A 26,819-nucleotide genomic window follows, 5' to 3' on the forward strand; every position below is an offset into this window, starting at 1 on the left:
GTCAGCCAGGGCGCCCGTCGATCAGCGATTGATCAGCGCCAGCACCGCATCGGTCACCTGCCGGGTGGTGGCGGTGCCGCCCAGATCGGGGGTGTGCACGCCGCTTTCGGTAACCGCCTCGATGGCCGCCATCAGGGTCTTGGCCGCCGCCGGTTCGCCCAGGTGTTCAAGCATCATGGCGGCAGTCCAGAAGGTGGCGATGGGGTTGGCCACGCCCTTGCCGGTGATGTCGAACGCCGACCCGTGAATGGGCTCGAACATCGACGGGAATTGACGGCCCGGGTTGAGGTTGGCGGTCGGCGCAATGCCCAGGCTGCCCGACAGGGCCGCAGCCAGGTCCGACAGAATGTCGGCGTGCAGGTTGGTGGCCACGATCACATCCAGGGTCTGCGGCTTGAGCACCATGCGCGTGGTCACGGCGTCGACCAGCTCCTTGTCGACCTTCACGTCCGGGAAGTCCCTGGCCACCTCAAAGAAAATCTCGTCCCACAGCACCATGCCGTGGCGCTGGGCGTTGGATTTGGTGACCAGGGTCAGGTGCTTGCGTGGTCGGCTGCGGGCCAGCTCGAAGGCAAAGCGGTGGATGCGCTCGACGCCGGCGCGGGTAAAGACCGACACTTCGGTGGCCACTTCTTCAGGCAGGCCGCGATGCACACGCCCGCCATTGCCGGAATATTCACCCTCTGAGTTTTCCCGTACCACCACCCAGTCGATTTCATGGCCATTGTGCAGTGGGCTCTTGACCCCTGGCAGTACGCGGGCAGGGCGCACGTTAGCGTACTGGTCGAAACCCTGGCAGATCGGCAGGCGCAAGCCCCAGAGGGAAATGTGGTCAGGCACATTCAACGCGCCCACCGCCCCGAAGAAGATGGCGTCGAAGGTTTTCAGCTCGGCCAGGCCACCCTCGGGAATGTAATGGCCATCCTTGAGGTAGTTGTCGGAATTCCAGCCGAAGTGTTTGAACGCCAGCTCGAAGCCGGCCTTGGCAGCCAGGGCCTGCAAGACCTCGACGCCTGCGGCGATGACTTCGACGCCAATGCCATCACCGGGTACTGCTGCAATGTTGTAGCTACTCATGGGTCACTCCACTCGGTTTGCTGTTGTTATCTGCCGGAGCGGGGGTATCCGGCCGGGTGTAAGCGGAGTATATGTAGTGAATTGAACGCTAAGAGTGACTTGTAATCACCACATCATTAACTTTGGGTTATCAATGAGCAAGACGCAGGATCTGTCGTTTTTTCATCTGTTGGCCAAGCAAGGCAGCCTGGTCGCCACCGCTCGTGAACTGGGCATCACGCCGCCGGCTGTCAGTAAGCGCCTGAGCCAGCTTGAAGCGCGCCTGGGCGCCCGGCTGGTCAACCGCACCACCCGCTCCATGAGCCTGACCACCGAGGGTGAACTGTATTTCAGCCATGCAGCACGCATCCTGACCCAGATCGATGAGGTCGAGCAGTTGGTCAGCCAGGCACAGGCCACACCGCAGGGGCTGATCCGGGTCAATGCCTCGCTGGGTTTTGGCCGACGGCACATCGGGCCGGCGCTGGCCGCCTTTTTCAGCCAGTACCCGCAGGTGCAGGTGCAACTGGAGATCAGCGACCACCCGCTGGACCTGACCGCCCATGGCTTTGACCTGGGTATTCGCTTCGGCACGCTGCCCGATGCTGCCTTTCATGCGCGCAAGATCGCCTCCAACCGCCGGCTGCTGTGTGCTTCACCGCTGTACCTGGAAAAGCACGGTACGCCGCAACGCCTTGGCGATCTGGCGCAGCATAACTGTATCTTTCTGCGTCAGAACGAAACCCCGCATGGCGTGTGGAGCTTCACGCACGGCGGCCGAACGCAGAACATCAAGGTGCAAGGCGCATTGGGCTGCAACGATGGCGAAGTGGCGCTGAACTGGGCGCTGGAAGGTTATGGCATCTTGTTGCGCGCCGAGTGGGACATCGCCAAATATGTGCGCAGCGGCCGGCTGCGCCTGGTGCTGGAGGACCAGACACCGACTCGCGCGGACGTCTACGCCGTGTATCCACAGCAATTGCACCTCTCGGCGCGGGTGCGGTGCCTGATCGACTTTCTGGTGGCGCGTTTCGCCAGGCTCGATCAAGTGGCGGTCAGTACATCGCCAGACAACATCTGAACCGGCCCTGAACGGCATGCAGCCGATCCGGGAATACCTTTGTTTACCTGAACTTATCGGGGTTTTCGGTCTCTGATCCCGGTAGCCATTGATCGCGGCGGCCTGATAAGCTCGCGGCTTTACTCGTTTGCCCTTTCGGCGCATGAACAAGGAAACAGCATGAAACAGCATCGGTTGGCAGCGGCGATTGCCCTGGTTGGTCTGGTACTCGCAGGTTGTGACAAGCAGGCCAGCACTGTCGAGCTGAAATCCCCGGCCCAGAAAGCGTCCTACGGCATCGGCCTGAACATGGGCAAGAGCCTGGCACAGGAAGGCATGGACGACCTGGACTCCAAGGCCGTTGCCTTGGGCATCGAAGATGCCATCGGCAAGAAAGACCAGAAGCTCAAGGACGAAGAACTGATCGAAGCCTTCGCCGCGCTGCAAAAGCGTGCCGAAGAGCGTCTGGCCAAGCAGAGCGAAGAAGCCGCCGCCGCCGGCAAGAAATTCCTGGCCGACAACGCCAAGAAATCCGGCGTCACCACCACCGCTTCCGGTCTGCAGTACGAAGTCATCAAGAAAGCCGACGGCGCGCAACCCAAGCCGTCTGATGTCGTGACCGTTCACTATGAAGGCAAGCTGATCGACGGCAAGGTCTTCGACAGCTCCGTCGAGCGTGGCAGCCCGATCGACCTGCCGGTCGGCGGCGTGATTCCAGGCTGGGTCGAAGGCCTGCAACTGATGCACGTGGGTGAGAAGGTCAAGCTCTACATCCCGAGCGAGCTGGCCTACGGTGCCCAGAGCCCGAGCCCGCTGATTCCGGCCAACTCGGTTCTGGTCTTTGACCTGGAACTGCTGGGCATCAAGGATCCAGCTGCGGTGCCTGCACCTGGTATGCCAGGCGCCATGGACGAGGAAGAAGAAGCAGAGCCGGCCCAGGCCCCTGCCAAGAAGTAACACGCCAGAACGCACATCTAGCGCTTTGACCCGAACGCCCTGTCCCGACAGGGCGTTCTTGTATCCGGTCGAACGCATTGGCGTTCATACAGTCCCAGTATCATGAAACCTGCACCTGTAGGTCCGGCAAACGTGCCACCGGCACGATGGAGCGCCTCAAGCGCTCTAAGTCAACGATTTCACAGGATTTTTCAGGTGAGTAAAAAATGCCCGATTTAAGCGCGCGCCCCGTAAACCGGGGGGCTCAGGCGTGAAAACGGCGGCTGTTCACAAGGTTATCCACAATTTATGTGGATAACATGACGGCCATTGACCTTCATATCCGGACAGCGCGGACGTACGGCAAGGGCCGTACCTGAGCGCTTCCATTGGGGACTGATGATGAAAGCACCCTGGACCTTCATTCGATTTCTGCCCGGCGCCCGTCGTCTGCTGGCGGCCGGGCGCCTGCCGGCCTTGCTGTTTGCCGTGGCCCGCAAGGGTTCCAGCGAGGGCAGCCGGCTGGGGCGTATCAAGGATGACCTGCGCCTGCTGCAGTCCTTGTGCCTGGCCTACTGGCGCGGTGAATACCGCAGCATCAGCCCCAAGTCGATTCTCTTTATTGTCGCCGGCCTGATGTATTTCCTGAGTCCGCTGGACGCCATTCCCGACTTCATTCCGGGGTTGGGCATGTTCGATGACATCGCCGTCCTGGCCTGGGTCATGAAACAAGTGACCGATGAACTGGACGCTTTCCGTGCCTGGCGCGAGCAGCAGGCCCCTGAAAAACTGGCGATTGTCGAGCGTCTGCCACCGACCGAAGCCTTGCTGGAGCAGGAAAAAGCCAAAAACTGAGGACGCCCAAGCGAGTGGCGCTGCACCGCACCCTTGCAGGTGGGCAATCTGTGTTCATCCGCTGTTAAGATGTCGGTCATTATTCCTGCTCGACATGAGCCCACATCCTACAGAGGGGGTCGTATGGATCTTCAGGTCATCTCCCGTGACGGCGAACCCGAGTACGCTGTGCTGCCTTGGGCCCAATATCAGGCGTTGTTGAATGCCGCCGGCCTCAAGGAGAAACAACCGGCCGCTGCCGCCCAGGCGCAACCGACGCCTGAGGAGTTTCCAGGCTTTGATCAATTGGGTGCGCTGCGCCAGGCCAAGGGCTTGGAGCTGGCGGGTCTCGCCCGTTCAGTGGGCATCAGCCCGGCTTACCTTGAATTGATTGAAAGCGGTACCCGCGAGCCGGATGCAGCCATCAAGCGCAGCCTGGCCTGGAACCTGGGGGTGCCAGGCTGGCGGGCTGAGTCATGAGCGTGCGTATCAGCCGGCAGCAGTGGCAGAGCCTGCTCAATGAATTGGATATGGCGCGCCGGCAGCGTCATCTGCTGACTTATCGCGCCTTGCTGGAGCGCCTGCAACTGCCCACGCCGGCAATGCAGACCCTGACCGCTGCCCTGGAATACCTTGCGGTACTGGACGCCCGCGCCGAGCAGCCGCTGCGCAGCTCGCTGGTCATCAGCCAGGGCGCCAGCCGATTGCCGCGCACCGGGTTTTTCGAGTGTGTGACGCGGCTTGGGCGTTTCAATGGCCCTTCCGATGGCACGGCCGCGGCGGCCTGGCATGCGTCGGAAGTGGTGCGGGTGTTTGAGTTTGCCTATCCGGTCGAGGAAGAAAAACAGCAGGTGGGGTAGGGTGTGTAGGAGCGCGCTTGCCGGTATGCCGGACCACCGCGACCGAGTGCGTAGCGCTCGCAAAATTGATGAAACGCCACAAATTTACGATCTGAAAATCTATGAAACGCTGCAAATTTACGACTGCTACGCAGCCGGTCGCGGTGGTCCGGCATACCGGCAAGCGCGCTCCTACAAAGCCTTGGCGGTGTGACAGGACTGTGTCAGCGCTGTATCGATCAGGTGGATGCTGGCGCCGCTGATGTCCTTGGCGTAGTGCTTGGCCTGGGACGCCAGGTCGGCCACCTGGCTGGCATCGACCCGTTCACAAGCGTCGCTGCGCAGATGGACCACGCCGATCGACAGCGACAGCAGCGGAAACTCCTGACGCTGGCCCTGACGATTCAGGGCGGTGAAACACCCGGCTTCCAGATGCTCGGCGCGGTAGAAGCGCCGGCACTGGTTCTGGAAATCCTCAAGCAGCGTCTGAATGCGCCTTTCCCACTCATCCGGGCCCAGCACCATCAGAAAGTCGTCGCCGCCAATGTGCCCGACAAAATCACGGCTGGGATCAATCCGGTCGTTCAGGCACTGCGCCAGGCACAGCAGCACCTCGTCGCCACGGGCGTAGCCATAGATGTCGTTGAAGGGTTTGAAGCTGTCGATGTCGACGTAGCACACCATCGACTCGCGCTGTTGTTGCAACACTCGGGTCAGGCATTGCTGAATCGGTACATTGCCAGGCAGCAGGGTCAGCGGGTTGGCATAACGGGCCTGCTGGATTTTCAGCTCGGTGATCAGCTTGAGCACATCGATCACCCGGCCCAGGCCCACATAGACGCCGTTGCTGGTAATGATGAAATCTTCCTCGATGCGCTGGCGCGCACGGCTGGTCAGCAAGCGGCTGACCTGTTGCAGTGACTGGTTCAACTCGACGGCCAGAAAATCATCGCTCATCAACCGGCTGATCGGCTTGCGCGCAAACAGCTCGGTGCCGAAGGGCTTGAGCAGCGCCTCGGACAACGAATGGCGATGCACGATGCCACAAGGGCGTGACTGCTCGTCCAGCACCGCCACCGAGTTGAGATTGGCTTGCAGGCGAAAGGCTTCGAGGACCTGAGCGGTGTGGGTGCTCTGGCTGATCGCCGGCTGCGGATTGAGCAGGGCACTCAGGTCGGCGGCTTCCTCGCTCAAGGGCAGGCTGATGCTTTCGGCCTTGGGCAGCATGCTGCTGATGTCGCGGGGCGGGCGCTCCTGCGGGCGCGCCAGCAGATAGCCCTGGACCAGGTCGACACCCATTTCCAGCAACACTTCCAGCTCTTCGGCCAGCTCGATGCCTTCGGCGATCACAATGGCCCGTGAAGCCTTGGCCATGTGCAGCATGGACCCTACGAACTCGCGCTTGACCGCGTCCTGGTGAATGCCATCGATGAAGTGCCGGTCGATCTTGACATAGTCCGGGCGCAGCTCGGACCACAGGCGCAGGCTTGAGTAGCCCGCACCCAAGTCGTCCAGCGCAATCGAAAAGCCCATGTCGCGGTAATGGTGCAGCGCCTTGTACAGCAGTTCGAAATCGTCGGTGGGGGTCTGTTCGGTCAACTCGATCACCACATCCTGAGGCGCAATGCCATAGCGTTGCAGCATCTCCAAGGTACGGCCCGGCGGGTGCGAGACTTCGAGCAGTGATTCAGGCGAGACATTGAGAAACAGCTTGCCTGGCAGTTTCTGCTGGCTGAAGCGTCGACAGGCGCTGTCGCGACAGGCCAGCTCCAGCTCACTGAGGCGCCCGCTCTGGCGGGCCACGGCAAACAGGCTGACAGGTGAATGCAAAGGGCTGTTGGAAGGGCCGCGGGTCAAAGCTTCATAGCCCAGGATGCGGCGTTGCGAGAGCATGACGATAGGCTGGAACAAGCTGTGCAGGTCACTGCGAGCCAGAATGGAGCTCAGTGCGCTCAGTTGTTCGGTCACGGTCATGGCGGTCTCTACGGCAAAAAGAAGGGCCAGGACGGTGAAGCCGTCCTGGCCCTATTGCACGACAGAATCATGACTGTTTAATGACAATATGGGCAGTTTGCCATTGTCATTGGCAGGTCATTTTTTCGCGACTGAAGTGCTCAGCCCCAGGTAGTCGAGCAGAATGCGCCCGGTCTCGGCCAGGTAGGCGTCGTCTTCGGGCTTGGTCTTCTCGTCTTCCACCGGCAACGCTTCTTCGTCTTCCTTTTTCAGCTCCTTGAGCGGCTCTTCACCCTTGGCCTTGCGACGGGTGTTTTCCAGCGCCAGTTGCTTGTTTTCGATGGCCGTGTGCTCGGCACGACGGTCCGCTTCATTGAGGCTGACGGTTTTCTCGTTCATCAACTGACGGGCCAGGGCCAGGCGATCTTCGATGAACACGAACTCGGCATCCTTGACCTTGCGCTGGTCATGCCGGGCCTGCAATTGAGCCAGGAACGGCTTGAACGGATCGCTCGCCGGACGAATGGCCGGACGAATGCTGTCCCAAGGCATGGCTTCGGGCAGGGCGCTTTCACCGATTTCCTTGGTGTCGATCAGCGACGGGTAGGCGATGTCAGGCACTACGCCCTGATGCTGGGTGCTCTGGCCGGAAACCCGGTAGAACTTGGCCAGGGTCAGTTTCAGCTCGCCATGATTGAGCGGCTGGATGGTCTGCACCGTGCCCTTGCCAAAGGTCTGGCCGCCCACGATCAAGGCGCGGTGGTAGTCCTGCATGGCGCCGGCGAAAATCTCCGAGGCCGAGGCCGACAGGCGGTTGACCAGCACGGCCATCGGGCCCTTGTAGAACACGCTCTTGGCTTCGTCCTCGAGCACATCGACCTTGCCGTCGGCATTGCGCACCAGCACGGTCGGGCCTTTCTCGATGAACAGGCTGGTCAGTTCGGTGGCTTCCTGCAACGAGCCGCCGCCGTTGTTGCGCAGGTCCAGCACCAGGCCGTCGACTTTCTCGGCCTGCAACTCGGTGAGCAGTTTCTTCACGTCGCGCGTAGTGCTCTTGTACTCCGGATCACCCGCCTTGTAGGCCTTGAAGTCCAGGTAGAACGCCGGAATCTCGATCACGCCCAGCTTGTAGTCGCGACCGTCCTGGTTCAGGTGCAGGATCGACTTCTTGGCGGCCTGCTCTTCGAGCTTGACCGCTTCACGGGTGATCGACACCACCTTGCTGGTCTGGTCGTTCGGAGCGTTGCTGGCCGGGATGACCTCAAGGCGCACCACCGAGCCCTTCGGCCCGCGGATCAGCTTGACCACTTCGTCCAGGCGCCAGCCGATCACGTCGACCATTTCCTTGTCACCCTGGGCCACACCGACGATCTTGTCGGCCGGCGCCACTTGCTTGGTCTTGGCCGCAGGGCCTGCCGGTACCAGGCGCACGACCTTGACGTTGTCGTTGTCGCTTTGCAGCACCGCGCCAATGCCTTCGAGCGACAGGCTCATGTTGATGTCGAAGTTTTCCGCGCTGTCGGGCGACAGATAGTTGGTGTGCGGGTCATACGACATGGCGAAGGAGTTCAGGTACGCCTGGAAGATGTCCTCGGCGCGGGTCTGGTTCAGGCGACCCAACTGATTCTTGTAACGCTTGGTGAGCAGTTCCTGGATCTTGGCGGGCTCTTTGCCAGCGATCTTCAGGCGCAGGACTTCATCCTTGACGCGCTTGCGCCACAGGTCGTCCAGCTCGGCCTGGTTCTTGGCCCAAGGGGCTTCCTTGCGATCGACCAGCAAGGTTTCCTTGTCGGTGAAGCTCAGCTTGTCGACGCCCTTGGCCAGTTCGGCGAGGACGAAGTCCATGCGCGCCTTGCTGCGATCCAGATAGCGTTTATAGATGGTAAAGCCGGCGTTCAGGTCGCCGCTCTTGAGAAAGTCGTCGAACTGGGTCTGCCACTTGTCGAACTCGGCGATATCGCTGGCTGTGAAGTAGCTGCGAGCCGGGTCGAGCAGCTTGAGGTAGCTGTTGTAGATGATGACCGAGCGCTTGTCGTCCAGCGGCGGCTTGCTGTAGTGGTGACGCTTGAGCAGTTCGACGACATTGAGGCTGGCAACCACCTCGTCGCGATCGGGCTGAAGCTTGTCCCAGCTGTTGGCGGCAAAGGTGCAGGCCGACATCGGCACAATGCTGAAGCCGATGAGCAGGGCGAGGGCGGTGCTTGGGAAGAAATGCTTCATGCTGATTCGACGCGGAGACAATTGATCACGCATATTAGGCCGTCTTAGAGATCGCCGGTTCCATGGACCCGGTCGCATAATGCAAAAGCCCGGGGCAGCAGCCGCGGGCTCAGTCCTGACTCACTATGGAGGCACCGTGAAGGCATTGCAAGGCGTTAACGGACATGTGGAATGGGTCCAGACACAGAGCCTGGCTCTGGATGTCGGCCAGGTTCGTATCAAGGTGGCAGCGGCGGGACTCAACCGCGCCGACCTGTTGCAGCGTGCGGGCCAGTATGCCCCGCCGCCTGGGGCGAGTGAATTTCTGGGCCTGGAGTGCTCGGGTGTGATCGTCGAGGTCGGGCCCGGCACCGCCTGGAAAGAGGGCGACAGGGTCTGCGCCCTGCTGGCGGGCGGCGGTATGGCCGAAGAAGTGGTGGTCGATGCCCGGCATGTGTTGCCGGTGCCCGAGGGCCTGTCGCTGCAGCAGGCCGCCGCGATTCCCGAGGTGTACGCCACCGCCTGGTTGAACCTGTTTCAACTGGCCGGCCTCAAGCCTGGAGAAAAGGTCTTGCTGCATGCCGGGGCAAGTGGCGTTGGTTCAGCCGCCATTCAGCTCTGCAAGGCCTTTGGCAGCCCGGTCTGGGTCAGCGTCGGCTCTGCCGAGCGCCTGGCGTACTGCACCGAACTGGGTGCCCAGGGCGGAGTGGTGCGCAGCGACAACCTCGAAACGCTCAAGGACTTTGCCCCCTTCGATGTGGTGCTCGATCCGGTCGGCGGCAACGACTACGCCGCGCTCAACCTCAAACTGCTGGGCCAGGACGGCCGCTGGGTGCTGATTGGCCTGATGGGCGGGCGCCAGGCCGGGATCGACCTGGCACAGGTGCTGGGCAAGCGTATCCAGTTGCTGGGCTCGACCCTGCGCAGCCGCGATGATCAGTTCAAGGCCGACCTGCTCAGCGACCTGGGCCAGCATGTATGGCCGCTGTTCAGCGAAGGCCGTCTCAACCCGCAACTGGCCCGTACCTTCCCGATGGACCAGGCCAGTGAGGCTTATGAGACGCTGGAGGGCAATCAGGTCAACGGCAAGCTGGTGGTGGTCATCGACGCCAGCCTGGCCTGACCCTTCACTGGCCGGTCACTTCCAGCGATGCACCGGCCAGCCGGCCTGCTCGGCATGCGCCAGCAACACCGGATCAGGGTTGACCACCTGCGGGTGGTCAACCTTGAGCAGCAGCGGCAGGTCGTTGCGTGAATCGGAGTAGAAGCTGGCGCCTTCGAGGTTTTCGCCTTCGGCGTCCAGCCATTCCAGCAGACGGGCCACTTTGCCCTGCTGGTAGGTCAGCACGCCGACCGTAGCGCCGCTGTACACCCCGTGTTGCACGTCCAGATCGATGGCCAGCACTTCATCGATGCCCAGGCGCTCGGCGATCGGGCGCACCAGGTGCTCGCCGGAGGCCGAGATCACCAGGATCCGGTCGCCCTTGGCGCGGTGTTCGGCGATGGCCTTGCAGGCATCGCTGAAGATGATCGGCTCGATCACATCCTCGACCCAAGGGCCGACCAGGTGTTCGATTTCTTCCGGGGTACGCCCGATCATGGGCTCCAGGCTGAAGGCCATGTAGTCTTCCATGGCCAGCTCGCCGGCACTGTAGGCGGTCATCAGTTCATCGTTGCGTTGCATGAACCACGCCGTGTCGACCCAGCCCAGCCGCCCCATCTGCTCGCACCACAAGGTGGCGCAGTCGCCATCGATCAGGGTTTCGTCCAGGTCGAAAATTGCTACGGGCATGCGTGCCTCCCAAGGCGTTTGAGCGAAGCGGTCATGGTGAGGGCACGCAACGGCTCGTTTCAAGGGGTAAGTCACAAGCCGCAAGCCGCAAGCCGCAAGCCGCAAGCTGCAAGTGAAAGCAAAAGCCATGCGATCAACTTGCCGCTTGCCACGTCTTCAGCTTACGGGGCAGAGGGCCGTTGGTTCGATCTTCAGGCTGACCGGGCTGCCCTCGGCGCGCAGGTCATCGGCCGAGCGGTTCAGGACGTCGACCACAAGGTCCACGCCGTTGGCCTCGACCCGATAGCGGATCACGTTGCCCAGCAGGCTGTGGCTACGAATCCGTCCCTGCAGCGTGCCCTCGGCATGCAATTCAATGGCCTCCGGGCGGATGGCGATGCGGCTGGCGACCGGGCGCTGCAGCAGGCGACTGGCCACGTCGGCCTCCAGCAGGTTGTAGTTGCCGATGAAGCCGGCCGCAAAGGCATCCACCGGGGCGGTGTAGAGGGTCTCGGCATCACCGCTCTGGACAATGCGCCCTTTGTTCATCAGGAAGATGCGGTCTGACATCGTCAGGGCTTCTTCCTGGTCGTGGGTCACGAAGATAGTGGTCAGGCCCAGTTCGCGCTGGATGGCGCGGATCTGTTCGCGCAGGTGCTTGCGGATCCGGGCATCGAGTGCCGACAGCGGCTCATCGAGCAGCAGCAGGCGTGGGCGGGTGACCAGCGAGCGGGCCAGGGCCACGCGCTGGCATTGCCCGCCGGACAACTGGTGCGGGTAGCGTTTGGCAAAGTCCTGCAGCTCGACCAGCCTGAGCATCTCATCGACCCGTTGCTGGCTGTCGGCCGCACTGACCTTCTGCATGCGCAGGCCGAAGGCGACGTTTTGTGCCACGGTCATGTTGGGGAACAGCGCGTAGCTCTGGAATACCATGCCGATCTGGCGTTTCTGCGGGCTTAAAGGAACCAGGTCCTGGCCATCGAGCAGGATGCGGCCCTGGTCCACCGGGGTCAGGCCGGCAATGCAGCGTAGCAGGGTCGACTTGCCACAGCCGGACGGGCCCAGCAGGGTGATGAATTCGCCCTTGGCGATATGGCACTGGATGTCACTGAACACCGGGGTGCCGCTGTAGGTCTTTTGCAGGTTTTCGATACTGATAAAGCTCATCTCAGTCTTTGTCCTTGTTCAGTCGATTGGCGACCCAGGTCAGTACCAGTACGAAGAGAAAATAGGAGATCACCAGTGCACTGTTGAAGTGGCCGCTGCTGTTGCGCATGTTGTTCAGGTACACCTGCAAGGTCTCGTAACGGGTGCCGACCAGCAGGTTGGCGAACACGAACTCGCCGAACAGGAACGAAAACGACAGCAGCAAGGCGACCATCAGGCCCTTGCGCAGGTTGGGCAGCACCACCAGGAACGCGGCTTGCCAGGTGCTGGCGCCCAGCAGGCGGGCGGCGTCCATCAGGTCGACGAGGTTGATGGCTTGCAGGTTGTTGGTGATGGCGCGGTACATGAACGGCAGGGCCACGGTGAAGTAGCAACCGATCAGGATCCACGGTGTGCCGACCATCGCCATGGGCCCGGAACCATAGAGCTGCAACAGGCCCACCGAAGACACCACCGGCGGCACCGCGAAGGGCAGCAGGATCAGGATGTTCATCAGCCCGTCCAGGCGCGGGAAGTGGTAATGCACTACGAACAACAAGGGCAGGATCAGCACCACGGCCAGCAACAGGGCCCCCACGCACACCAGCAGCGACTGGCCGAAGGCGCTGAGAAAGCGCGCATCGCTCCACAGGGCCAGGTACCACTTGAAGGTCAGCCCGCTGGGCAGCACGGTGGCCGACCAACTGGTGGAAAGTGAATACAGCAGGGTGCCGACCAGCGGCAGCAGCAGGATGGCAAACAGCAGCCAGACCACCAGCCGGTGATAGAGCGGGGCAGGGCGGCGTTCAGCGCGCGACATGGTAGCTCCTCTTGAGCAGCCACTGATGCACCACGGTCACCAGGGTCATGAGCCCGACCAGGATCATTGCCAGGGCGCTGGCCATGTTCGGGTCCAGGGTGATGTCGCCGGACACCATGGCTGCAATGCGGATCGGCAGGACGTTGAAGTTGCCGGTGGTCAGCGCGTACACCGTGGCATAGGCGCCCAATGCGTTGGCCAGCAGGATGACAAAGGTGCCCAGCAGCGCCGGTGTCAGCACCGGCAGGCCGATGTGCCGCCAGAACTGCCAGGGGCTGGCGCCCAGCAAGGCGGCGGACTCCGCCCAGTCGTCGCGCAAGGCGTCGAAGGCCGGGTACAGCAGCAATACACCGAGCGGAATCTGGAAGTAGGTGTAGACCAGGATCAGTCCGGTCTTGGAGTACAGGTTGAAGTCATCGATGATCCCGGCCTGCTTGAGGATCAGGGTCAGGGCGCCGTTGAAGCCCAGCAGGATGATGAAGGCAAACGCCAGCGGCACCCCGGAAAAATTGCTGGTCATGTTGGCGAACGCGCTGACGAAGTCGCGCAACCGTGAATCGACCTGATGCAGCGACCAGGCGCCCAGGGTGGCGATGAGGATACCGAACAGGCTCGACCAGAAACTGATCTCCAGGCTGAACTGCATGGCCTGGCGATAGAAACGCGAGTTGAATGCCTTGGCAAAGTTGTCCAGGCCCCAGCCGTTGTCGGACTGCAGGCTGTGAATCGCCACCCAGGCCAGCGGTGCGATCTGGAACACGATGAAAAACAGCGTAAAGGGCAGCAGGCACAACAGGGCCAGCCATTGACCGCGGGAAAGAGGTTTCACATGAATGGCTCGCAGGCAGTGGATGGATGGCATGGGCGCGCCTGGCCAGAACCAGGCGTGCCCATGTCAACGGGTAATCCCGTTTACCGCATCGGGATCAGTTCATCTCGATGATGACTTGCTCGTTCCATTTCTGCGGCAGGGCCTTGGCGGTTTTTTCCCAGGCGTCGGCGTTCTTGATCGGGGTCACGTGCTTGTATTGCTCGTTGGGCAGCAGCTTGGCCTTCACGTCGTCCGGCAAGGTCACATGCTCGGCGCGGATCGGCCGGGCGTTGCCGCGGGCCAGGTTGATCTGCCCGGCGTCGCTGAAGATGTACTCACGCGCCAGCTTGGCCGCGTTGGGGTGCTTGGCGTACTTGTTGATGATGGTGGTGTAGCCGGAGATCACCGAGCCATCGGAAGGAATCAGCACCACGAAATCATCGGGCTTGGCCATCTTGGCCTTGTAGCTCAGGCCGTTGAAATCCCAGACCACGCCGACTTCCACTTCACCTTTTTCGATGGTCTGGATGGTCGGGTTGGCCAGCGACAGGCGTTTCTGCTTTGCAATTTCGGTGAACAACTGCAGGCCGGGCTCGATATTGGTTTCGTCGCCCTTGAAGGCCATGGCCGCTGCCAGCACGCCATTGGAGGCCTGGGCGGCGGTGCTGACATCGCCGATGGAGACCTTGTATTTGCCGGTTTTCAGGTCGGCCCAGCTTTTTGGAATGTCCGAACCGTGCAGCAGGTTCTTGTTGACGATAAAGGCGATGGTGCCGGTGTAGGCCAGCGCCCAATGGCCATCCTTGTCCTTGGCCCACTCCGGAACCTGCTCCCAGGTGCTGGGCTTGTACGGCTGGGTTACGCCCTTGGCGGTGGCGATGGGGCCGAAGGCGGCGCCCACGTCACCGATGTCGGCGCTGGCATTGTCTTTTTCGGCGTCGAACTTGGCGACTTCCTGCGCCGACGACATGTCGGTGTCCATGTGCTTGAGGCCATATTTGGCCGTCAGATCGGCCCAGGTGCCTTTCCAGTTTGCCCAGTCATCCGGCATGCCAACACTGTTGACCGCGCCTTCGGCACGGGCAGCGTCTTCCAGGGTCTTGAGGTCGGTTTCAGCCGCAAAAGCCAGGTTGCTCATGGCAATGGCCGAACCGAGCAGTGATGCCAACAAAAGGTGTTTCATTCGAAGCTCCTTGAATACGCTGCGGCAAAAAGTGTTGGTTGCACAGGATGTGGTCTAGATCAGCAATACCTGAGCCAAGTTAAGCGCCTTGCATGACATTTTCGTGTCGATGCATGTACAAGCGTTTGTTCAGGTTGTGCTGGAATACAAGCGTAGACCAAGGCAAAAGGCTTGCCCGGCAGCGTATTCACTCCGGCATGAGCTAGTCTTGGCAGGGCGTGAAAGCGTGTGTGTCACAGCACAGTCATGGAGGATGTCTAGGCTGTGCACCTTGAATCATGGCTGCAGGATGTGTCGATCATGCCCGTTTATGGCGCTGGTCTAGACCAAATGGGTAACACAATGCGCGACGATGAACCACGAGCTTTCACCCTTATCTGCAACGCCCTGCAAGAGCAGATCGAGCGCGGCCTGTTGCTGCCGGGCAGCAAGCTGCCGGCCGAGCGCCGGCTCAGCGAAGTGTTCGCCACCACACGCATTACCTTGCGTGAAGCGCTGGTACAGCTTGAAGCGCAAGGCTTGATCTATCGCGAAGAGCGCCGTGGCTGGTTCATTTCACCGCCGCGCCTGGCGTATGACCTCAATAGCCGCAGTCATTTCCACGCCATGGTCCAGGCCCAGGGCCGCCAGGCACACACCGAGCTGTTGTCAGCGCGCCTGCAGCCGGCGTCGGCTGCCATCTGCCAGCGTCTGCAACTGCCGGCATTGTCCAGCGTGATCCAGATCTGTCGGGCACGACGCATCGACCAGCGGCTGGTGCTGTATGTGGAGCACTACCTAAAGGCCGACTATTTTGCGGGGATTCTCGATTGCGATCTCAGCCAGTCGCTGACCGAGCTCTACAGCCAGCGTTATGACGTCCATTACGGGCAAGTGAGCTTCGAGATACAGCCGACAGCCCTGCACGCACAGGCGGCCGTGGCGCTGAAAGTGTCAACGGGCACCCCGGGCCTGCGCATTGCCCGGGTCAATCACGACCGCCAAGGGCGGCTGATCGATTGTGACCTGGAGTACTGGCGCCACGACGCGATTGATATCAGCGCCGTGGTGCGAGGGTAACTTCCTGCAATCAGGGCAATTCGACGCTGGCGTAGAACGCCCCCAGCACCTTGACCAGATGTCCCAGGTCCTGGCTGCCGGCCAGTTCGCGAATCGAGTGCATGGCGAAGGTCGGCAGGCCGATGTCCACGGTGCGGATGCCCAGGTGGCTGGCGGTGATCGGACCGATGGTCGATCCGCAGCCCATGTCGCTGCGCACCACGAAGCTTTGCACCGGCACTTCTTCAGCCATGCACAGGTGGCGGAAAAACCCGGCCGTTTCGCTGTTGGTGGCGTAGCGCTGGTTGCTGTTGACCTTGATCACAGGACCCGCATTGAGCTTGGGGCCATGATTGCTGTCGTGCTTGTCGGCGTAGTTGGGGTGTACGCCGTGGGCGTTGTCGGCCGAGATCAGCAGCGAGCGCTGGATGCTGCGCACGTAGGTTTCATGTTCGGGCAGCAGGCGTTGCAGGGTCTGCTCCAGCATCGGGCCGTCGGCGCCGCAGGCCGAGGATGAACCGATCTCCTCGTGGTCGGTGCAGACCAGCAGGCAGGTTTCTTCGCTGCTGGTGTTGAGCAGCGCTTGCAGGCCGGCATAGCACGACAGCAGGTTGTCGAGCCGGGCGCCGGCGATGAAGTCACCATTGAGGCCCACCACTGCAGCACTCTGGGTGTCGTAGAAGCTCAACTCGTAATCGAGTACCACGTCGGCGATCAGGTCGTGCTCACGGGCCAGTTGCTCGGTGAGCAGGGCGCGGAAGTCCGGACGCTCGTCGCCGGCCACTTGCGCGACGATCGGCGGCAGTTCGAGCTGGGCGTTGATCGGCCAGCCTTCGTTGGCCGTGCGATTGAGGTGAATCGCCAGATTGGGAATCACGGCAATGGGCAGCTTGAAGTCGATCAGCTGGCTTTCAACCTTGCCGTCACGGCGAAAGGTCACGCGCCCGGCCAGCGACAGGTCGCGGTCGAACCAGGGCGCGAGCAATGCGCCGCCATAGACTTCCACGCCCAGTTGCCAGAAGCCCTGGCGTTGCAGTTCAGGCTGTGGCTTGACGCGCAGGCAGGGGCTGTCGGTATGGGCGCCGACCATGCGGATGCCGCCGATCAAGGGCGAGTGGCGACCCATGCGAAAGGCAATGATAGAGGAATCGTTGCGGGTGACGTAATAACGCCCGCCCGACTCGACACTCCAGGTATCACGCTCATCCAGACGCTGGAAGCCACCGGCTTCCAGGTGTTGCACCAATGTGGCAGTGGCATGGAACGGGGTAGGCGAGGCCTTGAGGAAGTCGATCAGGCCCTTGTTCAACTCTTCACGCATAAGTCACTCCAGACAGCAATGGCGCGAGTTTAACGCATTGGCTGGCAAGATGGGGGTCATGCGTTGCGGCGATTCAGAAGGGCGCCGGACACTCGAAACGCAGGCGTTCGCCGCTGAGCGGGTGGGTGAAGCTCAGCATGCTGGCATGCAGGCACAACCGCGCGCAGGCGACCAGCGCTTCGGGGTGCGCATACAGGCCGTCGCCCAGAAGCGGATGGCCGATCGACAGCATATGCACACGCAACTGGTGTGAGCGTCCGGTGATGGGGGTCAGTTCCACACGGCAATGATCGGCGTGGCGTTCGATGACCTTCCAGAAGGTCAGGGCGTGCTTGCCCGCCTCATGGTCGACCACATGGCGCGGCTTGGTCGGCGGGTCGTAGCGCAACGGCAGGTCAATGCTGCCGCTATCCAGTGCCGGCTGGCCCCAGCACAGGGCGGTGTAGGCCTTCTCGGTTTCCCGGTCATGAAACTGACGCGACAGTTCGCGGTGGCTGTCGGCGTCACGGGCCAGCAGGATGATGCCGGAGGTTTCCCAGTCCAGGCGATGAACGATACGTGCCTCGGGGTAACCGTTTTCCTGCAGGCGCGTGATCAGACAGTCTTTGTTGTCGTCGGCACGACCCGGCACAGACAGCAGGAATGTAGGTTTGTCGATGACCAGGACGGCGCTGTCCTGATGAAGAATGTGGATGTTGGACAGCGGCATGCGGGTAGGCGGCCTTGATTCACGGTTGAGAAAACGCCAGCGGCGCAACACACGGCTCTATGATCGCAAAGCCGTGTGTTGCGCCGCTGGCGACTGCCGGATCAGCGATCGGGCAGGGTGACGTTGAGTTCCAGAATCGAAAAGCTGCCCTGGTTTTCCAGAGCGACCTGGACTTGATCGGACTCGATATTGACGTATTTGCGGATCACTTCCACCAGTTCCTGCTGCAGGGCAGGCAGGTAGTCAGGGGTCTGTAAACCGCGTTGGCCGCGCTCGTGCGCCACAATGATCTGCAGACGCTCTTTCGCAACCGAAGCGCTGTTGGCTTTCTTGCGGTCACGAAAGAAGTCGAAAATATTCATGCGTCAACCCCCGAACAGACGTTCAAAGAATCCTTTCTTTTGCACATCCAGGAACCGATGTTCCCGGTCTTTGCCCAGCAGGCGGTCGACGGCATCGCTGTACGCCTGGCCGGCGTCGCTCTGTTCGTCGAGAATGACCGGGATACCCTGGTTGGATGCCTTGAGTACGGCCTGGGACTCGGGGATCACGCCCAGCAGGGTCACTGCCAGGATGTCCTTGACGTCTTCCACGCCGAGCATTTCGCCCTTGCTGACGCGCTCCGGATTGTAGCGGGTCAGCAGCAGGTGTTCCTTGATCGGGTCTTCGCCCTTCTCGGCGCGACGCGATTTACTGGCCAGCAGGCCCAGCATGCGGTCGGAGTCACGCACCGAGGAGACCTCGGGGTTGGTGACCACGATGGCTTCGTCAGCGAAGTACATGGCCAGGTGCGCACCGGTCTCGATGCCGGCCGGCGAGTCGCAGACGATGTATTCGAATGTTTCGCGCAGCTCGTTGAGCACCCGCTCCACGCCTTCCTTGGTCAACGCTTCCTTGTCGCGGGTCTGGCTGGCGGCCAGTACGAACAGGTGTTCGATCTTCTTGTCCTTGATCAGCGCCTGTTGCAGGTTGGCCTCGCCATTGACGACGTTGACGAAGTCATACACCACGCGGCGTTCGCAGCCCATGATCAGGTCGAGGTTACGCAGACCGACGTCGAAGTCGACGATCACTGTCTTGTGGCCACGCAGGGCGAGGCCGGTACCGATGGCAGCGCTGGTGGTGGTCTTGCCCACACCACCCTTGCCGGATGTCACTACGAGAATCTTGGCCAAGGTGTTTCACCCCTAGAGCAAACGGACTTGTTCAGTCCTGAAGAGCGTCCCTTGAAGCGGCGTCAGTAGAGCAATCTGGAAATCTAAGGAAGTTATAGGCTTGGCAGGCAGCCCACTAAGGCGCCTCTAAGACATAAAGTTCTCTGAATTTCCTAAAGCCTGTGCTACTTGTTCGCGACCACTCAGAGATGCTTTGATAAATGGCGGCAGTATCCGTTAAAGCCTAATGATGTTCAACACATCGCCTGACAGGCTGATCTGCACTCCGGTGCCCCACAGCGGATCACGGCGCAGGTCTTCGGACACCTTGTATTGACCTGCAATCGAAATCAGCTCGGCACCCATCTGCTGGCAAAAGATCCGTGCCCTGGTATCGCCTTTGATACCGGCCAGTGCCCTGCCGCGCAATGGACCATAGACATGGATGTTTCCATCGGCCAGAAGTTCCGCACCGGGGCTTACCGGCGCGACGATCACCAGGTCACTGCCCTGGGCATAAATCTGCTGGCCGCCGCGTACAGGCGAGGTGACGATACGGGTTGGCCTGATGAGCGGCTCGGGTGGTTTTTCCGGAATTTTCTTAATTGCCAGGGGCTCGGCCTCGGCCGCATCCAGTGGCCGTTCCCGGGCGCCGGAAGGTGGCAGTACCGGCAGGTCGATGGCAATGGCTGCCGCGATGTCCTCGATGCGGCTGGCACGGATTGCCAGGGTGCGCAGACCGTGCTGGCGGCACAGGCGGATCAGGGCCGGCAAGTCCACGGCCCCTTCATGCGGCGCGAGTTTGTCCAGGGCCAGGATGAGCGGTGTATTGCTGAAGAAATTTGGCGCCTGGGCAACCTTGGCCGCCAATTGGCGATCCAGGGCATCAAGGTCAGCGCGCGCCAGTTCCATCACGGTGATGGCCAGCATGCTGCCCTTGAGCTGGAACACGGGGTCGGTGTATTGCGATTCGGTCTGGCTCATGGTCGACATAGACAACGGCTTGTCACTAAAAGTGCCGTGACTTATAACGAGAACCTCCGCGAGCCGCAAGCCATGACGAACCGATGTAGAATGCGCGGCCACTGTCCTGACGGAAGCTTAAATGGATCGCCCGCGTTTTCGACTGTATTTCCTGCACCCGCGTTTCTGGGCGCTCTGGCTGGGGCTGGCGCTGTTGTGGCTGATCGTGCAGTTGCCGTTTCGCGTGCTGCTGCTGATCGGCCGCCTGCTGGGGGCAGTGATGTACCGGTTTGCCGTTGATCGAAAAGCCATTGCCGCACGCAACCTGCAACTGTGTTTCCCGCACCTGTCCGACGCCGAGCGCAAGAAACTGCTCAAGGACAATTTCGCCTCGACCGGCATCGCCTTTTTCGAAATGGCCATGAGCTGGTGGTGGTCGCCCCGGCGCCTGGCAAAGCTGGCCCGGATCGAAGGCCTGGAGCATCTGCGCGAAGCCCATCGGCAAGGGGAGGGGGTGATTCTCATGGCCCTGCACTTCACCACGCTCGAAATTGGCGCGGCGCTGCTCGGCCAGCAACACACCATCGACGGCATGTACCGTGAGCACAAGAACCCGCTGTTCGATTTCGTCCAGCGCCGTGGTCGTGAACGGCACAACCTCGACTCGCTGGCGGTCGAGCGCGAGGACGTGCGTGGCATGCTCAAGCTGCTGCGCAGTGGCCGGGCCATCTGGTATGCGCCCGACCAGGACTATGGCGCCAAACAGAGCGTGTTCGTGCCGTTGTTCGGGATTCAGGCTGCCACTGTCACGGCCACCAGCAAGTTTGCCAGGCTGGGCCGTGCCCGGGTGATGCCATTCACTCAGCAGCGCCTGGCCGATGGCAGCGGTTACCGGCTGGTGATTCACCCGCCGCTGGATGATTTTCCCGGGCAAAATGATGAAGAAGATTGCTTGCGCATCAATCAATGGGTAGAAAAGGCCATTACCGAATGCCCTGCGCAATACCTGTGGGCGCATCGGCGTTTCAAAAGCCGGCCACCCGGTGAACCCAGGCTGTACGCAAAACGAAAATAAAAATAGCGATCACTGAGGTTCCTGTGGATGTCCGAACCCGCCGTAGTGACAAACCCTTGCAGCGATGCTGAACCGGTCACCGGTCTGATTCTGTCTGGCGGCGGTGCCCGTGCGGCCTATCAGGTCGGCGTGCTGGCCGGTATTGCTGAATTATTGCCCTATGGCGCGCCCAACCCGTTCCCGGTGATTGTCGGCACCTCGGCCGGGGCCATCAACGCCGTGAAACTGGCCAGCGATGCCTTGCACTTTCGTGCGGCCATTCACCAGTTGACCCTGTTCTGGCAGAACTTTCGCAGTCATCAGGTGCTGCGCAGCGACTGGCCTGGCGTGATTCGCCAGGCCAGTCGCTTCATGGGCAAGAGCCTGCTGGGGCTGGGTTCCCAAGTGCCGGTGGCGCTGCTCAACAGTGCGCCGCTGCGCGACCTGCTCACCGAGCGCATGGATTTTTCCGGCATCGAACAGGCCATCGAAGCCCGGCAGTTGCGCGCTGTGGCCGTGACCGCCTTTGGCTACGAGTCCGGGCAGGCGGTGACCTTTTATCAGGGGCGGGGCACCATTGATCCATGGCTGCGCCATCGTCGCGTCGGCTTGCCGACCCGATTGACGGTGGATCATCTGCTGGCCAGTTCGGCGATCCCGCTGTTGTTCGCCCCGGTCATGGTCGAGCAGGAGTACTTTGGCGACGGCGCGGTGCGCCAGTCGGCCCCGATCAGCCCGGCCCTGCACCTGGGCGCCAACCGGGTGCTGGTGATCGGCGTCAGCGGCAACCCACGCGGCGTGAAGGCCCAGGTGCCCGTGCACCGGGTCACCAGCGGCCAGCAACCCAGCCTGGCCCAGATCAGCGGCCATTTGCTCAACAGCACCTTCATTGACAGCCTGGAGAGCGATATCGAGCTGCTGGAGCGTCTCAACGCCCTCAGCGCCCTGTTACCCGACCCGCAAGCGCGCTGCCAGCCGGGCATGGCCCCGGTGGACGTGCTGGTCATTTCGCCCAGCCGCCCGCTGGACGAAATCGCCGCCCGCCACCGTCACGAACTGCCACCGGCGCTGCGCACCTTTCTGCGTGGTCCTGGCGCAACCAAGACCAGCGGTGCCAGTGTATTGAGCTACCTGTTGTTCGAGGCCGGCTATTGCAGCGAACTGATCGAACTGGGCCGGCACGATGCCAAGGCACAAAGCGAAGACCTCCAGCGTTTTCTGCGCATTACTCCGTAGGCATGATGCCGCCCAGAATATCGGGCCTGACACCGGACTGTGGGAGGCAGCTCTGCTGGCGATGGCTATGTGTCAGGCGCAGCAGGTGTAGGGGCCTCAATGGCCCTGTCGCGAGCAGAGCGCCCTCCCATACGTTCAGCGTTCAACGAAATTTGGCTGAACTGATCGGTATTACCCCAGGCACGGACAGAGCGGCAAAAGCCACGTTTTACGCCGTCAATCGATCATCACGGAAATCGCGCAGCGCCTGCTCGATCTCTTCACGGGTGTTCATCACGAACGGCCCGTATTGCACGATCGGTTCGCCCAGCGGCTTGCCGGCAATGAGCAGTACCCGTGCACCTGCGGCGCTGTCGATGCGCAGCTCACCGGTGTCACCCAGTCGCACCAGGCGACTGGCTGCCACCGGTTGCGGGCAGCCGGCCACCTCGACCTGACCTTCATACACGTACAGCAACACCCGGTGGCCACGGGCAATCTGCGGGCTGATCTGACTGCCAGCGGGCAAGTGCAGATCAAAGTACTGCGGCTCGGTGTCCGGACGCTGCACGGCGCCGTCCTGCTGCACCTGGCCATCATCGAAGCGGCCGGCAATCACTACCACATCGATGCCGGCGGCCGTGGTCAGGCGTGGGATGTCCTGCGGCTGAATATCCCGATAGCTGGCATCCATCAGCTTGTGCTTGCCCGGCAGGTTCAGCCAGAGCTGAAAACCACGCATCACGCCTTCTTCCTGTTCAGGCATTTCGCTGTGGATGATGCCGCGTGCTGCGGTCATCCACTGTACGCCACCGCCCTGCAGCAGGCCGACATTGCCCATATGGTCTTCATGACGCATGCGGCCTTCAAGCATGTAGGTCACGGTCTCGAAGCCACGGTGCGGGTGCGGCGGGAAGCCGGCGATGTAGTCATCGGGCTGGTCCGAGCCAAACTCGTCGAGCATCAGGAACGGATCGAACTGCTCGACGCCTGCGCCGCCGAATACGCGAGTGAGGCGCACGCCGGCGCCATCGGAGGTGGGTTTGCCGGTGTGAATCGATAATACCTTGCGAAATGAGGTCATGAGAGGGGCGCTCCTTATCAAGTGGCGATGGGGAGCATGGTAAGCGGATTGGGTTGATGGATGGGTTTGAAATTCTTGATAAATCAATCGAATTTCACGATTGTTCTGGTTGGGTAACGTCGATTTACGTTAGCCAGCTTAATCGCATTGATTTGTTTATATGAATCGTGAAGTTTACAGATAATTCCTACAGGTTTTGTTGCTTCGTCCGACATCTATATTTTTATGTGTCCCTATATTGCTCGGCTTCGGTCAAAGGTTTGAAAGAAGTGCCTTTGTCTTCATCAAAGCCTCATGCCGGGAGCCTGAAATGAGATCCATTCTGAGTGTTTATAAACGTTCTTTTGACTTCGAAGGGCGTTCAAGTATTCGTGAAATTGGCATTTACTTTCTCTTCCTGCTGGTCGCATCAAGTGCACTGGTCTTTCTGGATGTGAGCAACGGCTGGTACAGCAGCGATTGGGGGGCAGGGCCGTGCGTCATGCTCTTTCTGGTGCTGAACTGCCTGCCCAATCTCGCCCTGAGTGTGCGTCGTCTTCACGATTCGAACCGCAGTAGCGGATGGTTCTTTTTAAGCCTTGTTCCTCTGATCGGGCCTGTGATTGTGCTGGTGCTTCTGTTTCAGCCGGGCACCGATGGAAATAACCGCTTTGGGCCTGTGCCGGGGCGTTGATTCGAGCAGCGACATTGTTGTACCTGTAAAAAAGGCCAGTCCGGTTTCCCGGCCTGGCCTTTTTTCATGACGCCGCCAACTTACTCGGCAATCTGCAACTTGCGTGACTCGGTGTACACGTAGCGGACCTTTTCATACTCGAACGGCGAGTTCATCTGGCCATAACGGAAGCTGGTCGTGTAGCGGCGGTCGATCGCCCGCAACAACAGGATTTCCGGGTGGTCGCTGCTGACCTGGGCCACATTGAGGAAGTTGATCTGCGCTTCGGCGGCGACGTCGAAGATCAGCCCGCCTGTGTCGCGCAGGTTGGAAGGACCAAACAACGGCAGCACGATATAAGGGCCTGCCGGTACGCCATAGAAGCCCAGGGTCTGGCCGAAATCTTCGCTCTGGCGTGGCAGGCCCATCAGGGTGGCCGGATCCCACAGGCCGGCCACGCCGATCGTGGTGTTCAGCAGCAGGCGGCCGGTGGTCTGCAACGAGCGCTGGCCCTTGAACTGCAACAGGCTGTTGACCAGGTTGGGGACGTCGCCCAGGTTGCCGAAGAAGTTGCTGACGCCGCTGCGTACGAAGCCTGGTGTGATGTAGCGGTAGCCATCGACCACCGGCAGGAACACCCATTCATCGAAACGGTAGTTGAAGTGGTAGACCCGGCGGTTCCACGACTCCAGCGGGTCGAAGACTTCCAGGGCATTGATCGAGGCACGTTCAAATTCACGCTGGTCCAGGCCCGGGTTGAACTTCAGCGCCTTGAGCGGCTGGGTAAACCCGTCGGCATCGTACCGGGGCACAACCGTGGCTTCATCCTTGGTGGCATGGGAGATGTCGGTTTTTTCGGCATGCGCCGTACCGGCAGCCAGCAGGGCGGCCAGAAGCAAGAGACGTTTAGCCACGGAAAAACTCCAGCATGGCGTCGCTGTTGACGCGGTAGTTGATGTTGCCGCAATGCCCGCCATGCGGGTATACGGTCAGGCGATCACCGAAAGTCTGGCGCAGGAAGCCCAGGTCACCTGATCCCAGGATCAGGTCATCGGCGTTGTGCATCACCGCAATCTTGCTGCTGCCTTGCAGATAATCCTTGAGGGCATACAGGCTGACCTGGTTGACCAGTTGCAGCATGCTGCCGCCGTCGGTGCGTGCGCGCCACATCGGAATCAGTTGCTCGGTCATGTAGCAGTCGAAGTCGCATTGCATGGCCCGCTTGAGGAACGGGGTCAGGCTGGTGCCTTCGGTGATCGGGAATTTCGGCGGAATGATCAGGCCGCGACGGTTGATCAGGTCCGAGGTAAAGGCGATGTCGGCCGACGAGAAGCGGAAGGAGGTGCCGATCAGCATGGCCATCTGCTCGTTGCTCAGGTGCTCACGCGACAACTGAAAGTCGTAGAGCAGGGCGTCGTTGAGGTCGATGTAGCCTTTTTGCTGGAAGTAACGGGTCAGCTTGGCCAGCACCAGCTCATAGAAGGTGGTGGTGTTGTTGACGCCCTTGACCTGGGTCTGCACCAGCTTGTCGAGGTTGGACACCGAGGTGTACAGGTTGACCGGCGGGTTGAGCAGCAGCACTTTCTTGAAGTTGAAACTGCGGCGGGTTTCGTCCAGCTTGCTGACGAACGCAGCATTCAACGCGCCCAGGCTGTAGCCGGTCAGGTAGAAGTCGGTAATCGGCAGCTCGGCATTCTGCGCGCGGATGGCCTGCATGACCCGGTACAGGTCTTCGGCATCTTCCTTGGACAGGCCCGGGGTGGCATAGCGCGAAGCCGAACTCATGAAGTCATAGCTGGTGGGCGACGACAGTTGCACCACGTGGTAGCCGGCGCCGTAGTACAGCTTCTTGAGAAACTCGTTGAGCGTGCTGTTGTAGGGCGCCCCGGTGCCGGCAATCAGGAAGATCAGCGGGGCGGCGTGATCCTGTTTCGCCAGGCGGTAACGTAGTTTCTTGACTGCCCAGAAGTTGTCGGGCAGCGTGAACTCGCGTTCCGGGTGCAGGTTGAGGGTGTAATCGTCCTGATCGATATCATCATCGGCCGGCAGGTCGGGCCGCAGGTCAGGTGGCGTTGTGGCGATGGTCGCTTCGAACGGATTAGTCAGCGGATAGCCGTAAGTGGCTGGATCGACGGTTTTCGCCAGGGCGGCCGTACTTATACAGAGGCCACCCAGGACTGCAGCGAAACGCAGGAGACGGAGCATGACTGAATCCCATGGAAAGAAGAGCAGGTTAGGTTCGCAGCCTATGACCTTCGGCATGCTGCCAAAGTGCCGCATCGGCAAGCGATCTTTGTAAGATGGGTGAAACGATACACGCTCCCGCGTTTGCGGAATGTAGCGATGTGCGTTTTTTTTGAGAAACGCCTTGAATCGCACAACCGCAGGTGCGGCTGGGTGGCGATCCCCTTCAGCCGCGAAAGCCGCTCAAGTCGGGCCCGCATCATCCGGGGCCCAGACGCACAAAGGGAGCCCTAAGGCTCCCTTTCCAGTGGTTTTACGTGCTCTTTTTATTTTTATGGGGCGGCCTGTTGTTGTTTTTTTCGGCTGACCCTTCACTGCATTCTTTTGGTCCCCATACGGGATCAAGAGCAAACGTATTTTTTTGAGCGCTGACCCAGCTTCAATCGACTGTCTGCACAACAGCCTGATCCAACCCGTGCGGTGCTACCTGAAGGTAGTTTTATTGTTCTGTGCAAGGTTGCGTGGTCTTCCGCAAAAGACCCGGTGAAGCCCATCGACTCCAAAAAAATCAGTTGGCTGCGTCTCTGTCCGTGTTGTTCTTGTTATGTCAGAGCCGTTACGTCTTGTTTTTATTGGGTTGCTGCTTGTTTTTGTTCTTGTTGTGCCTGAGATATAGCAGGTGCTGTGCCAACTTTTTTAAATCCTTTTAAATCAAGCGCTTAAGAAAATAGCTCTCGGCAGGCAGGTCGTTTCTGGCCTTGGTGTGTTTCCGTGTTACCCGTTGGCCCCTGGTCAGCGCAAGGCCCGGTAACACATTGTGTTTCTTCCTCGGGTCGG

At 60.8% G+C, this 26,819-nt stretch carries 26 protein-coding genes; 10 read left to right on the forward strand and 16 right to left on the reverse strand.

Translation table 11 applies throughout. The features are described from left to right. Positions 1–21: 21 nt before the first annotated feature. Positions 22–1,077 carry a tartrate dehydrogenase gene (locus ASF84_RS03435; RefSeq protein WP_056835200.1) on the reverse strand — a complete coding sequence of 352 codons (1,056 nt, stop codon included), beginning with the start codon at positions 1,075–1,077 and terminating at the stop codon, positions 22–24. 133 nt (positions 1,078–1,210) lie between these two features. On the opposite strand from ASF84_RS03435, the gene ASF84_RS03440 reads away from it, so the two are divergent. From ASF84_RS03440 to ASF84_RS03460, 5 genes are all read left to right on the forward strand, one after another. Further along, positions 1,211–2,137, forward strand: a complete 927-nt coding sequence (locus ASF84_RS03440) for a LysR family transcriptional regulator (RefSeq protein ID WP_056835203.1) — start codon at positions 1,211–1,213, stop codon at positions 2,135–2,137. Positions 2,138–2,296: 159 nt separating this feature from the next. Next, complete coding sequence (locus tag ASF84_RS03445) at positions 2,297–3,073, forward strand: FKBP-type peptidyl-prolyl cis-trans isomerase (RefSeq protein ID WP_056835205.1); 777 nt, start codon at positions 2,297–2,299, stop codon at positions 3,071–3,073. 381 nt (positions 3,074–3,454) lie between these two features. After that, on the forward strand, positions 3,455–3,907 hold the full coding sequence (locus ASF84_RS03450; RefSeq protein WP_056835370.1) for a YkvA family protein: 453 nt from the start codon (positions 3,455–3,457) through the stop codon (positions 3,905–3,907). A gap of 123 nt (positions 3,908–4,030) precedes the next feature. After that, positions 4,031–4,366, forward strand: coding sequence for a helix-turn-helix domain-containing protein (locus ASF84_RS03455; RefSeq protein WP_056835207.1), 336 nt, complete (start codon positions 4,031–4,033; stop codon positions 4,364–4,366). After that, positions 4,363–4,746, forward strand: a complete 384-nt coding sequence (locus tag ASF84_RS03460) for a hypothetical protein (RefSeq protein WP_056835209.1) — start codon at positions 4,363–4,365, stop codon at positions 4,744–4,746. The genes ASF84_RS03455 and ASF84_RS03460 overlap by 4 nt, the downstream gene beginning before the upstream one ends. A gap of 171 nt (positions 4,747–4,917) precedes the next feature. Here ASF84_RS03460 and ASF84_RS03465 read toward each other — a convergent pair whose 3' ends face one another. Further along, positions 4,918–6,699: a bifunctional diguanylate cyclase/phosphodiesterase gene (locus tag ASF84_RS03465; RefSeq protein ID WP_056835211.1), complete on the reverse strand. Its 1,782-nt coding sequence runs from the start codon at positions 6,697–6,699 to the stop codon at positions 4,918–4,920. A 117-nt stretch (positions 6,700–6,816) separates the two neighbouring features. Then, complete coding sequence (locus ASF84_RS03470; protein WP_177339440.1) at positions 6,817–8,898, reverse strand: carboxy terminal-processing peptidase; 2,082 nt, start codon at positions 8,896–8,898, stop codon at positions 6,817–6,819. 136 nt (positions 8,899–9,034) lie between these two features. Here ASF84_RS03470 and ASF84_RS03475 point away from each other — a divergent pair, with 136 nt between their 5' ends. Next, positions 9,035–10,000 carry an NAD(P)H-quinone oxidoreductase gene (locus tag ASF84_RS03475; protein ID WP_056835214.1) on the forward strand — a complete coding sequence of 322 codons (966 nt, stop codon included), beginning with the start codon at positions 9,035–9,037 and terminating at the stop codon, positions 9,998–10,000. Between the two features lie 15 nt (positions 10,001–10,015). Here the strand turns inward: ASF84_RS03475 and ASF84_RS03480 are convergent, their stop codons facing one another. The 5 genes from ASF84_RS03480 to ASF84_RS03500 all read right to left on the reverse strand — a co-directional run bounded on the left by ASF84_RS03480 (position 10,016) and on the right by ASF84_RS03500 (position 14,608). Next, positions 10,016–10,669: an HAD family hydrolase gene (locus ASF84_RS03480; RefSeq protein ID WP_056835216.1), complete on the reverse strand. Its 654-nt coding sequence runs from the start codon at positions 10,667–10,669 to the stop codon at positions 10,016–10,018. A 156-nt stretch (positions 10,670–10,825) separates the two neighbouring features. Next, the gene (locus tag ASF84_RS03485) at positions 10,826–11,815 is read right to left on the reverse strand and encodes an ABC transporter ATP-binding protein (protein ID WP_056835218.1); all 990 of its coding nucleotides are present in this window, start codon (positions 11,813–11,815) and stop codon (positions 10,826–10,828) included. Between the two features lies 1 nt (position 11,816). Further along, a complete protein-coding gene (locus ASF84_RS03490) occupies positions 11,817–12,614 on the reverse strand; it encodes an ABC transporter permease (RefSeq protein ID WP_056835220.1) in 798 nt (265 codons plus the stop codon). Further along, a complete protein-coding gene (locus ASF84_RS03495) occupies positions 12,601–13,443 on the reverse strand; it encodes an ABC transporter permease (RefSeq protein ID WP_109514346.1) in 843 nt (280 codons plus the stop codon). The genes ASF84_RS03490 and ASF84_RS03495 overlap by 14 nt, the downstream gene beginning before the upstream one ends. A 97-nt stretch (positions 13,444–13,540) precedes the next feature. Beyond that, complete coding sequence (locus tag ASF84_RS03500; protein WP_056835224.1) at positions 13,541–14,608, reverse strand: ABC transporter substrate-binding protein; 1,068 nt, start codon at positions 14,606–14,608, stop codon at positions 13,541–13,543. A gap of 342 nt (positions 14,609–14,950) precedes the next feature. Between ASF84_RS03500 and ASF84_RS03505 the strand changes: the two genes are divergently transcribed. Then, the gene (locus ASF84_RS03505; RefSeq protein ID WP_056835226.1) at positions 14,951–15,667 is read left to right on the forward strand and encodes a UTRA domain-containing protein; all 717 of its coding nucleotides are present in this window, start codon (positions 14,951–14,953) and stop codon (positions 15,665–15,667) included. Between the two features lie 10 nt (positions 15,668–15,677). On the opposite strand, the gene ASF84_RS03510 is transcribed toward ASF84_RS03505, so the two are convergent. From ASF84_RS03510 to minC, 5 genes are all read right to left on the reverse strand, one after another. After that, a complete protein-coding gene (locus ASF84_RS03510) occupies positions 15,678–16,967 on the reverse strand; it encodes a M18 family aminopeptidase (protein WP_056835227.1) in 1,290 nt (429 codons plus the stop codon). A 73-nt stretch (positions 16,968–17,040) separates the two neighbouring features. Then, positions 17,041–17,676: an RluA family pseudouridine synthase gene (locus ASF84_RS03515; protein WP_056835229.1), complete on the reverse strand. Its 636-nt coding sequence runs from the start codon at positions 17,674–17,676 to the stop codon at positions 17,041–17,043. 101 nt (positions 17,677–17,777) lie between these two features. Then, positions 17,778–18,038, reverse strand: a complete 261-nt coding sequence (minE, locus tag ASF84_RS03520; protein WP_056835231.1) for a cell division topological specificity factor MinE — start codon at positions 18,036–18,038, stop codon at positions 17,778–17,780. Between the two features lie 3 nt (positions 18,039–18,041). Continuing rightward, complete coding sequence (gene minD / locus ASF84_RS03525) at positions 18,042–18,851, reverse strand: septum site-determining protein MinD (protein ID WP_056835233.1); 810 nt, start codon at positions 18,849–18,851, stop codon at positions 18,042–18,044. A 216-nt stretch (positions 18,852–19,067) separates the two neighbouring features. Then, positions 19,068–19,814, reverse strand: coding sequence for a septum site-determining protein MinC (gene minC, locus ASF84_RS03530; protein ID WP_056835371.1), 747 nt, complete (start codon positions 19,812–19,814; stop codon positions 19,068–19,070). A gap of 121 nt (positions 19,815–19,935) precedes the next feature. Between minC and ASF84_RS03535 the strand changes: the two genes are divergently transcribed. Then, entirely contained in the window at positions 19,936–20,868 is a 933-nt protein-coding gene (locus tag ASF84_RS03535; RefSeq protein WP_056835235.1) for a lipid A biosynthesis lauroyl acyltransferase, read from the forward strand. A 27-nt stretch (positions 20,869–20,895) separates the two neighbouring features. Beyond that, complete coding sequence (locus tag ASF84_RS03540) at positions 20,896–22,083, forward strand: patatin-like phospholipase family protein (protein WP_056835237.1); 1,188 nt, start codon at positions 20,896–20,898, stop codon at positions 22,081–22,083. A 208-nt stretch (positions 22,084–22,291) separates the two neighbouring features. Here ASF84_RS03540 and ASF84_RS03545 read toward each other — a convergent pair whose 3' ends face one another. After that, the gene (locus tag ASF84_RS03545) at positions 22,292–23,146 is read right to left on the reverse strand and encodes a pirin family protein (protein ID WP_056835239.1); all 855 of its coding nucleotides are present in this window, start codon (positions 23,144–23,146) and stop codon (positions 22,292–22,294) included. A 310-nt stretch (positions 23,147–23,456) separates the two neighbouring features. On the opposite strand from ASF84_RS03545, the gene ASF84_RS28285 reads away from it, so the two are divergent. Continuing rightward, positions 23,457–23,819, forward strand: coding sequence for a DUF805 domain-containing protein (locus ASF84_RS28285; protein ID WP_082481283.1), 363 nt, complete (start codon positions 23,457–23,459; stop codon positions 23,817–23,819). A gap of 80 nt (positions 23,820–23,899) precedes the next feature. Here ASF84_RS28285 and ASF84_RS03550 read toward each other — a convergent pair whose 3' ends face one another. Beyond that, positions 23,900–24,712, reverse strand: a complete 813-nt coding sequence (locus tag ASF84_RS03550) for an MlaA family lipoprotein (protein WP_056835241.1) — start codon at positions 24,710–24,712, stop codon at positions 23,900–23,902. Then, positions 24,705–26,003, reverse strand: coding sequence for a serine/threonine protein kinase (locus ASF84_RS03555; protein ID WP_056835372.1), 1,299 nt, complete (start codon positions 26,001–26,003; stop codon positions 24,705–24,707). Before ASF84_RS03555 ends, ASF84_RS03550 begins: the two co-directional genes overlap by 8 nt. Positions 26,004–26,819 lie beyond the last annotated feature (816 nt).

Source organism: Pseudomonas sp. Leaf127 (assembly GCF_001423155.1).
Taxonomy (GTDB): domain Bacteria; phylum Pseudomonadota; class Gammaproteobacteria; order Pseudomonadales; family Pseudomonadaceae; genus Aquipseudomonas; species Aquipseudomonas ovata.

What these genes read in the sequence shown, in the direction of transcription:
- ASF84_RS03485 (WP_056835218.1), bottom strand. Translation starts at nt 11,815, where the DNA reads ATGAGCTTTATCAGTATCGAAAACCTGCAAAAGACCTACAGCGGCACC.
- ASF84_RS03450 (WP_056835370.1), top strand. Translation starts at nt 3,455, where the DNA reads ATGAAAGCACCCTGGACCTTCATTCGATTTCTGCCCGGCGCCCGTCGT.
- ASF84_RS03510 (WP_056835227.1), bottom strand. Translation starts at nt 16,967, where the DNA reads ATGCGTGAAGAGTTGAACAAGGGCCTGATCGACTTCCTCAAGGCCTCG.
- ASF84_RS03460 (WP_056835209.1), top strand. Translation starts at nt 4,363, where the DNA reads ATGAGCGTGCGTATCAGCCGGCAGCAGTGGCAGAGCCTGCTCAATGAA.
- minE (WP_056835231.1), bottom strand. Translation starts at nt 18,038, where the DNA reads ATGAATATTTTCGACTTCTTTCGTGACCGCAAGAAAGCCAACAGCGCT.
- ASF84_RS03470 (WP_177339440.1), bottom strand. Translation starts at nt 8,898, where the DNA reads ATGAAGCATTTCTTCCCAAGCACCGCCCTCGCCCTGCTCATCGGCTTC.
- ASF84_RS03540 (WP_056835237.1), top strand. Translation starts at nt 20,896, where the DNA reads ATGTCCGAACCCGCCGTAGTGACAAACCCTTGCAGCGATGCTGAACCG.
- ASF84_RS03515 (WP_056835229.1), bottom strand. Translation starts at nt 17,676, where the DNA reads ATGCCGCTGTCCAACATCCACATTCTTCATCAGGACAGCGCCGTCCTG.
- ASF84_RS03445 (WP_056835205.1), top strand. Translation starts at nt 2,297, where the DNA reads ATGAAACAGCATCGGTTGGCAGCGGCGATTGCCCTGGTTGGTCTGGTA.
- ASF84_RS03535 (WP_056835235.1), top strand. Translation starts at nt 19,936, where the DNA reads ATGGATCGCCCGCGTTTTCGACTGTATTTCCTGCACCCGCGTTTCTGG.
- ASF84_RS03500 (WP_056835224.1), bottom strand. Translation starts at nt 14,608, where the DNA reads ATGAAACACCTTTTGTTGGCATCACTGCTCGGTTCGGCCATTGCCATG.
- ASF84_RS28285 (WP_082481283.1), top strand. Translation starts at nt 23,457, where the DNA reads ATGAGATCCATTCTGAGTGTTTATAAACGTTCTTTTGACTTCGAAGGG.
- ASF84_RS03465 (WP_056835211.1), bottom strand. Translation starts at nt 6,699, where the DNA reads ATGACCGTGACCGAACAACTGAGCGCACTGAGCTCCATTCTGGCTCGC.
- ASF84_RS03545 (WP_056835239.1), bottom strand. Translation starts at nt 23,146, where the DNA reads ATGACCTCATTTCGCAAGGTATTATCGATTCACACCGGCAAACCCACC.
- ASF84_RS03490 (WP_056835220.1), bottom strand. Translation starts at nt 12,614, where the DNA reads ATGTCGCGCGCTGAACGCCGCCCTGCCCCGCTCTATCACCGGCTGGTG.
- minC (WP_056835371.1), bottom strand. Translation starts at nt 19,814, where the DNA reads ATGAGCCAGACCGAATCGCAATACACCGACCCCGTGTTCCAGCTCAAG.
- ASF84_RS03440 (WP_056835203.1), top strand. Translation starts at nt 1,211, where the DNA reads ATGAGCAAGACGCAGGATCTGTCGTTTTTTCATCTGTTGGCCAAGCAA.
- ASF84_RS03435 (WP_056835200.1), bottom strand. Translation starts at nt 1,077, where the DNA reads ATGAGTAGCTACAACATTGCAGCAGTACCCGGTGATGGCATTGGCGTC.
- ASF84_RS03555 (WP_056835372.1), bottom strand. Translation starts at nt 26,003, where the DNA reads ATGCTCCGTCTCCTGCGTTTCGCTGCAGTCCTGGGTGGCCTCTGTATA.
- ASF84_RS03505 (WP_056835226.1), top strand. Translation starts at nt 14,951, where the DNA reads ATGCGCGACGATGAACCACGAGCTTTCACCCTTATCTGCAACGCCCTG.
- ASF84_RS03480 (WP_056835216.1), bottom strand. Translation starts at nt 10,669, where the DNA reads ATGCCCGTAGCAATTTTCGACCTGGACGAAACCCTGATCGATGGCGAC.
- ASF84_RS03455 (WP_056835207.1), top strand. Translation starts at nt 4,031, where the DNA reads ATGGATCTTCAGGTCATCTCCCGTGACGGCGAACCCGAGTACGCTGTG.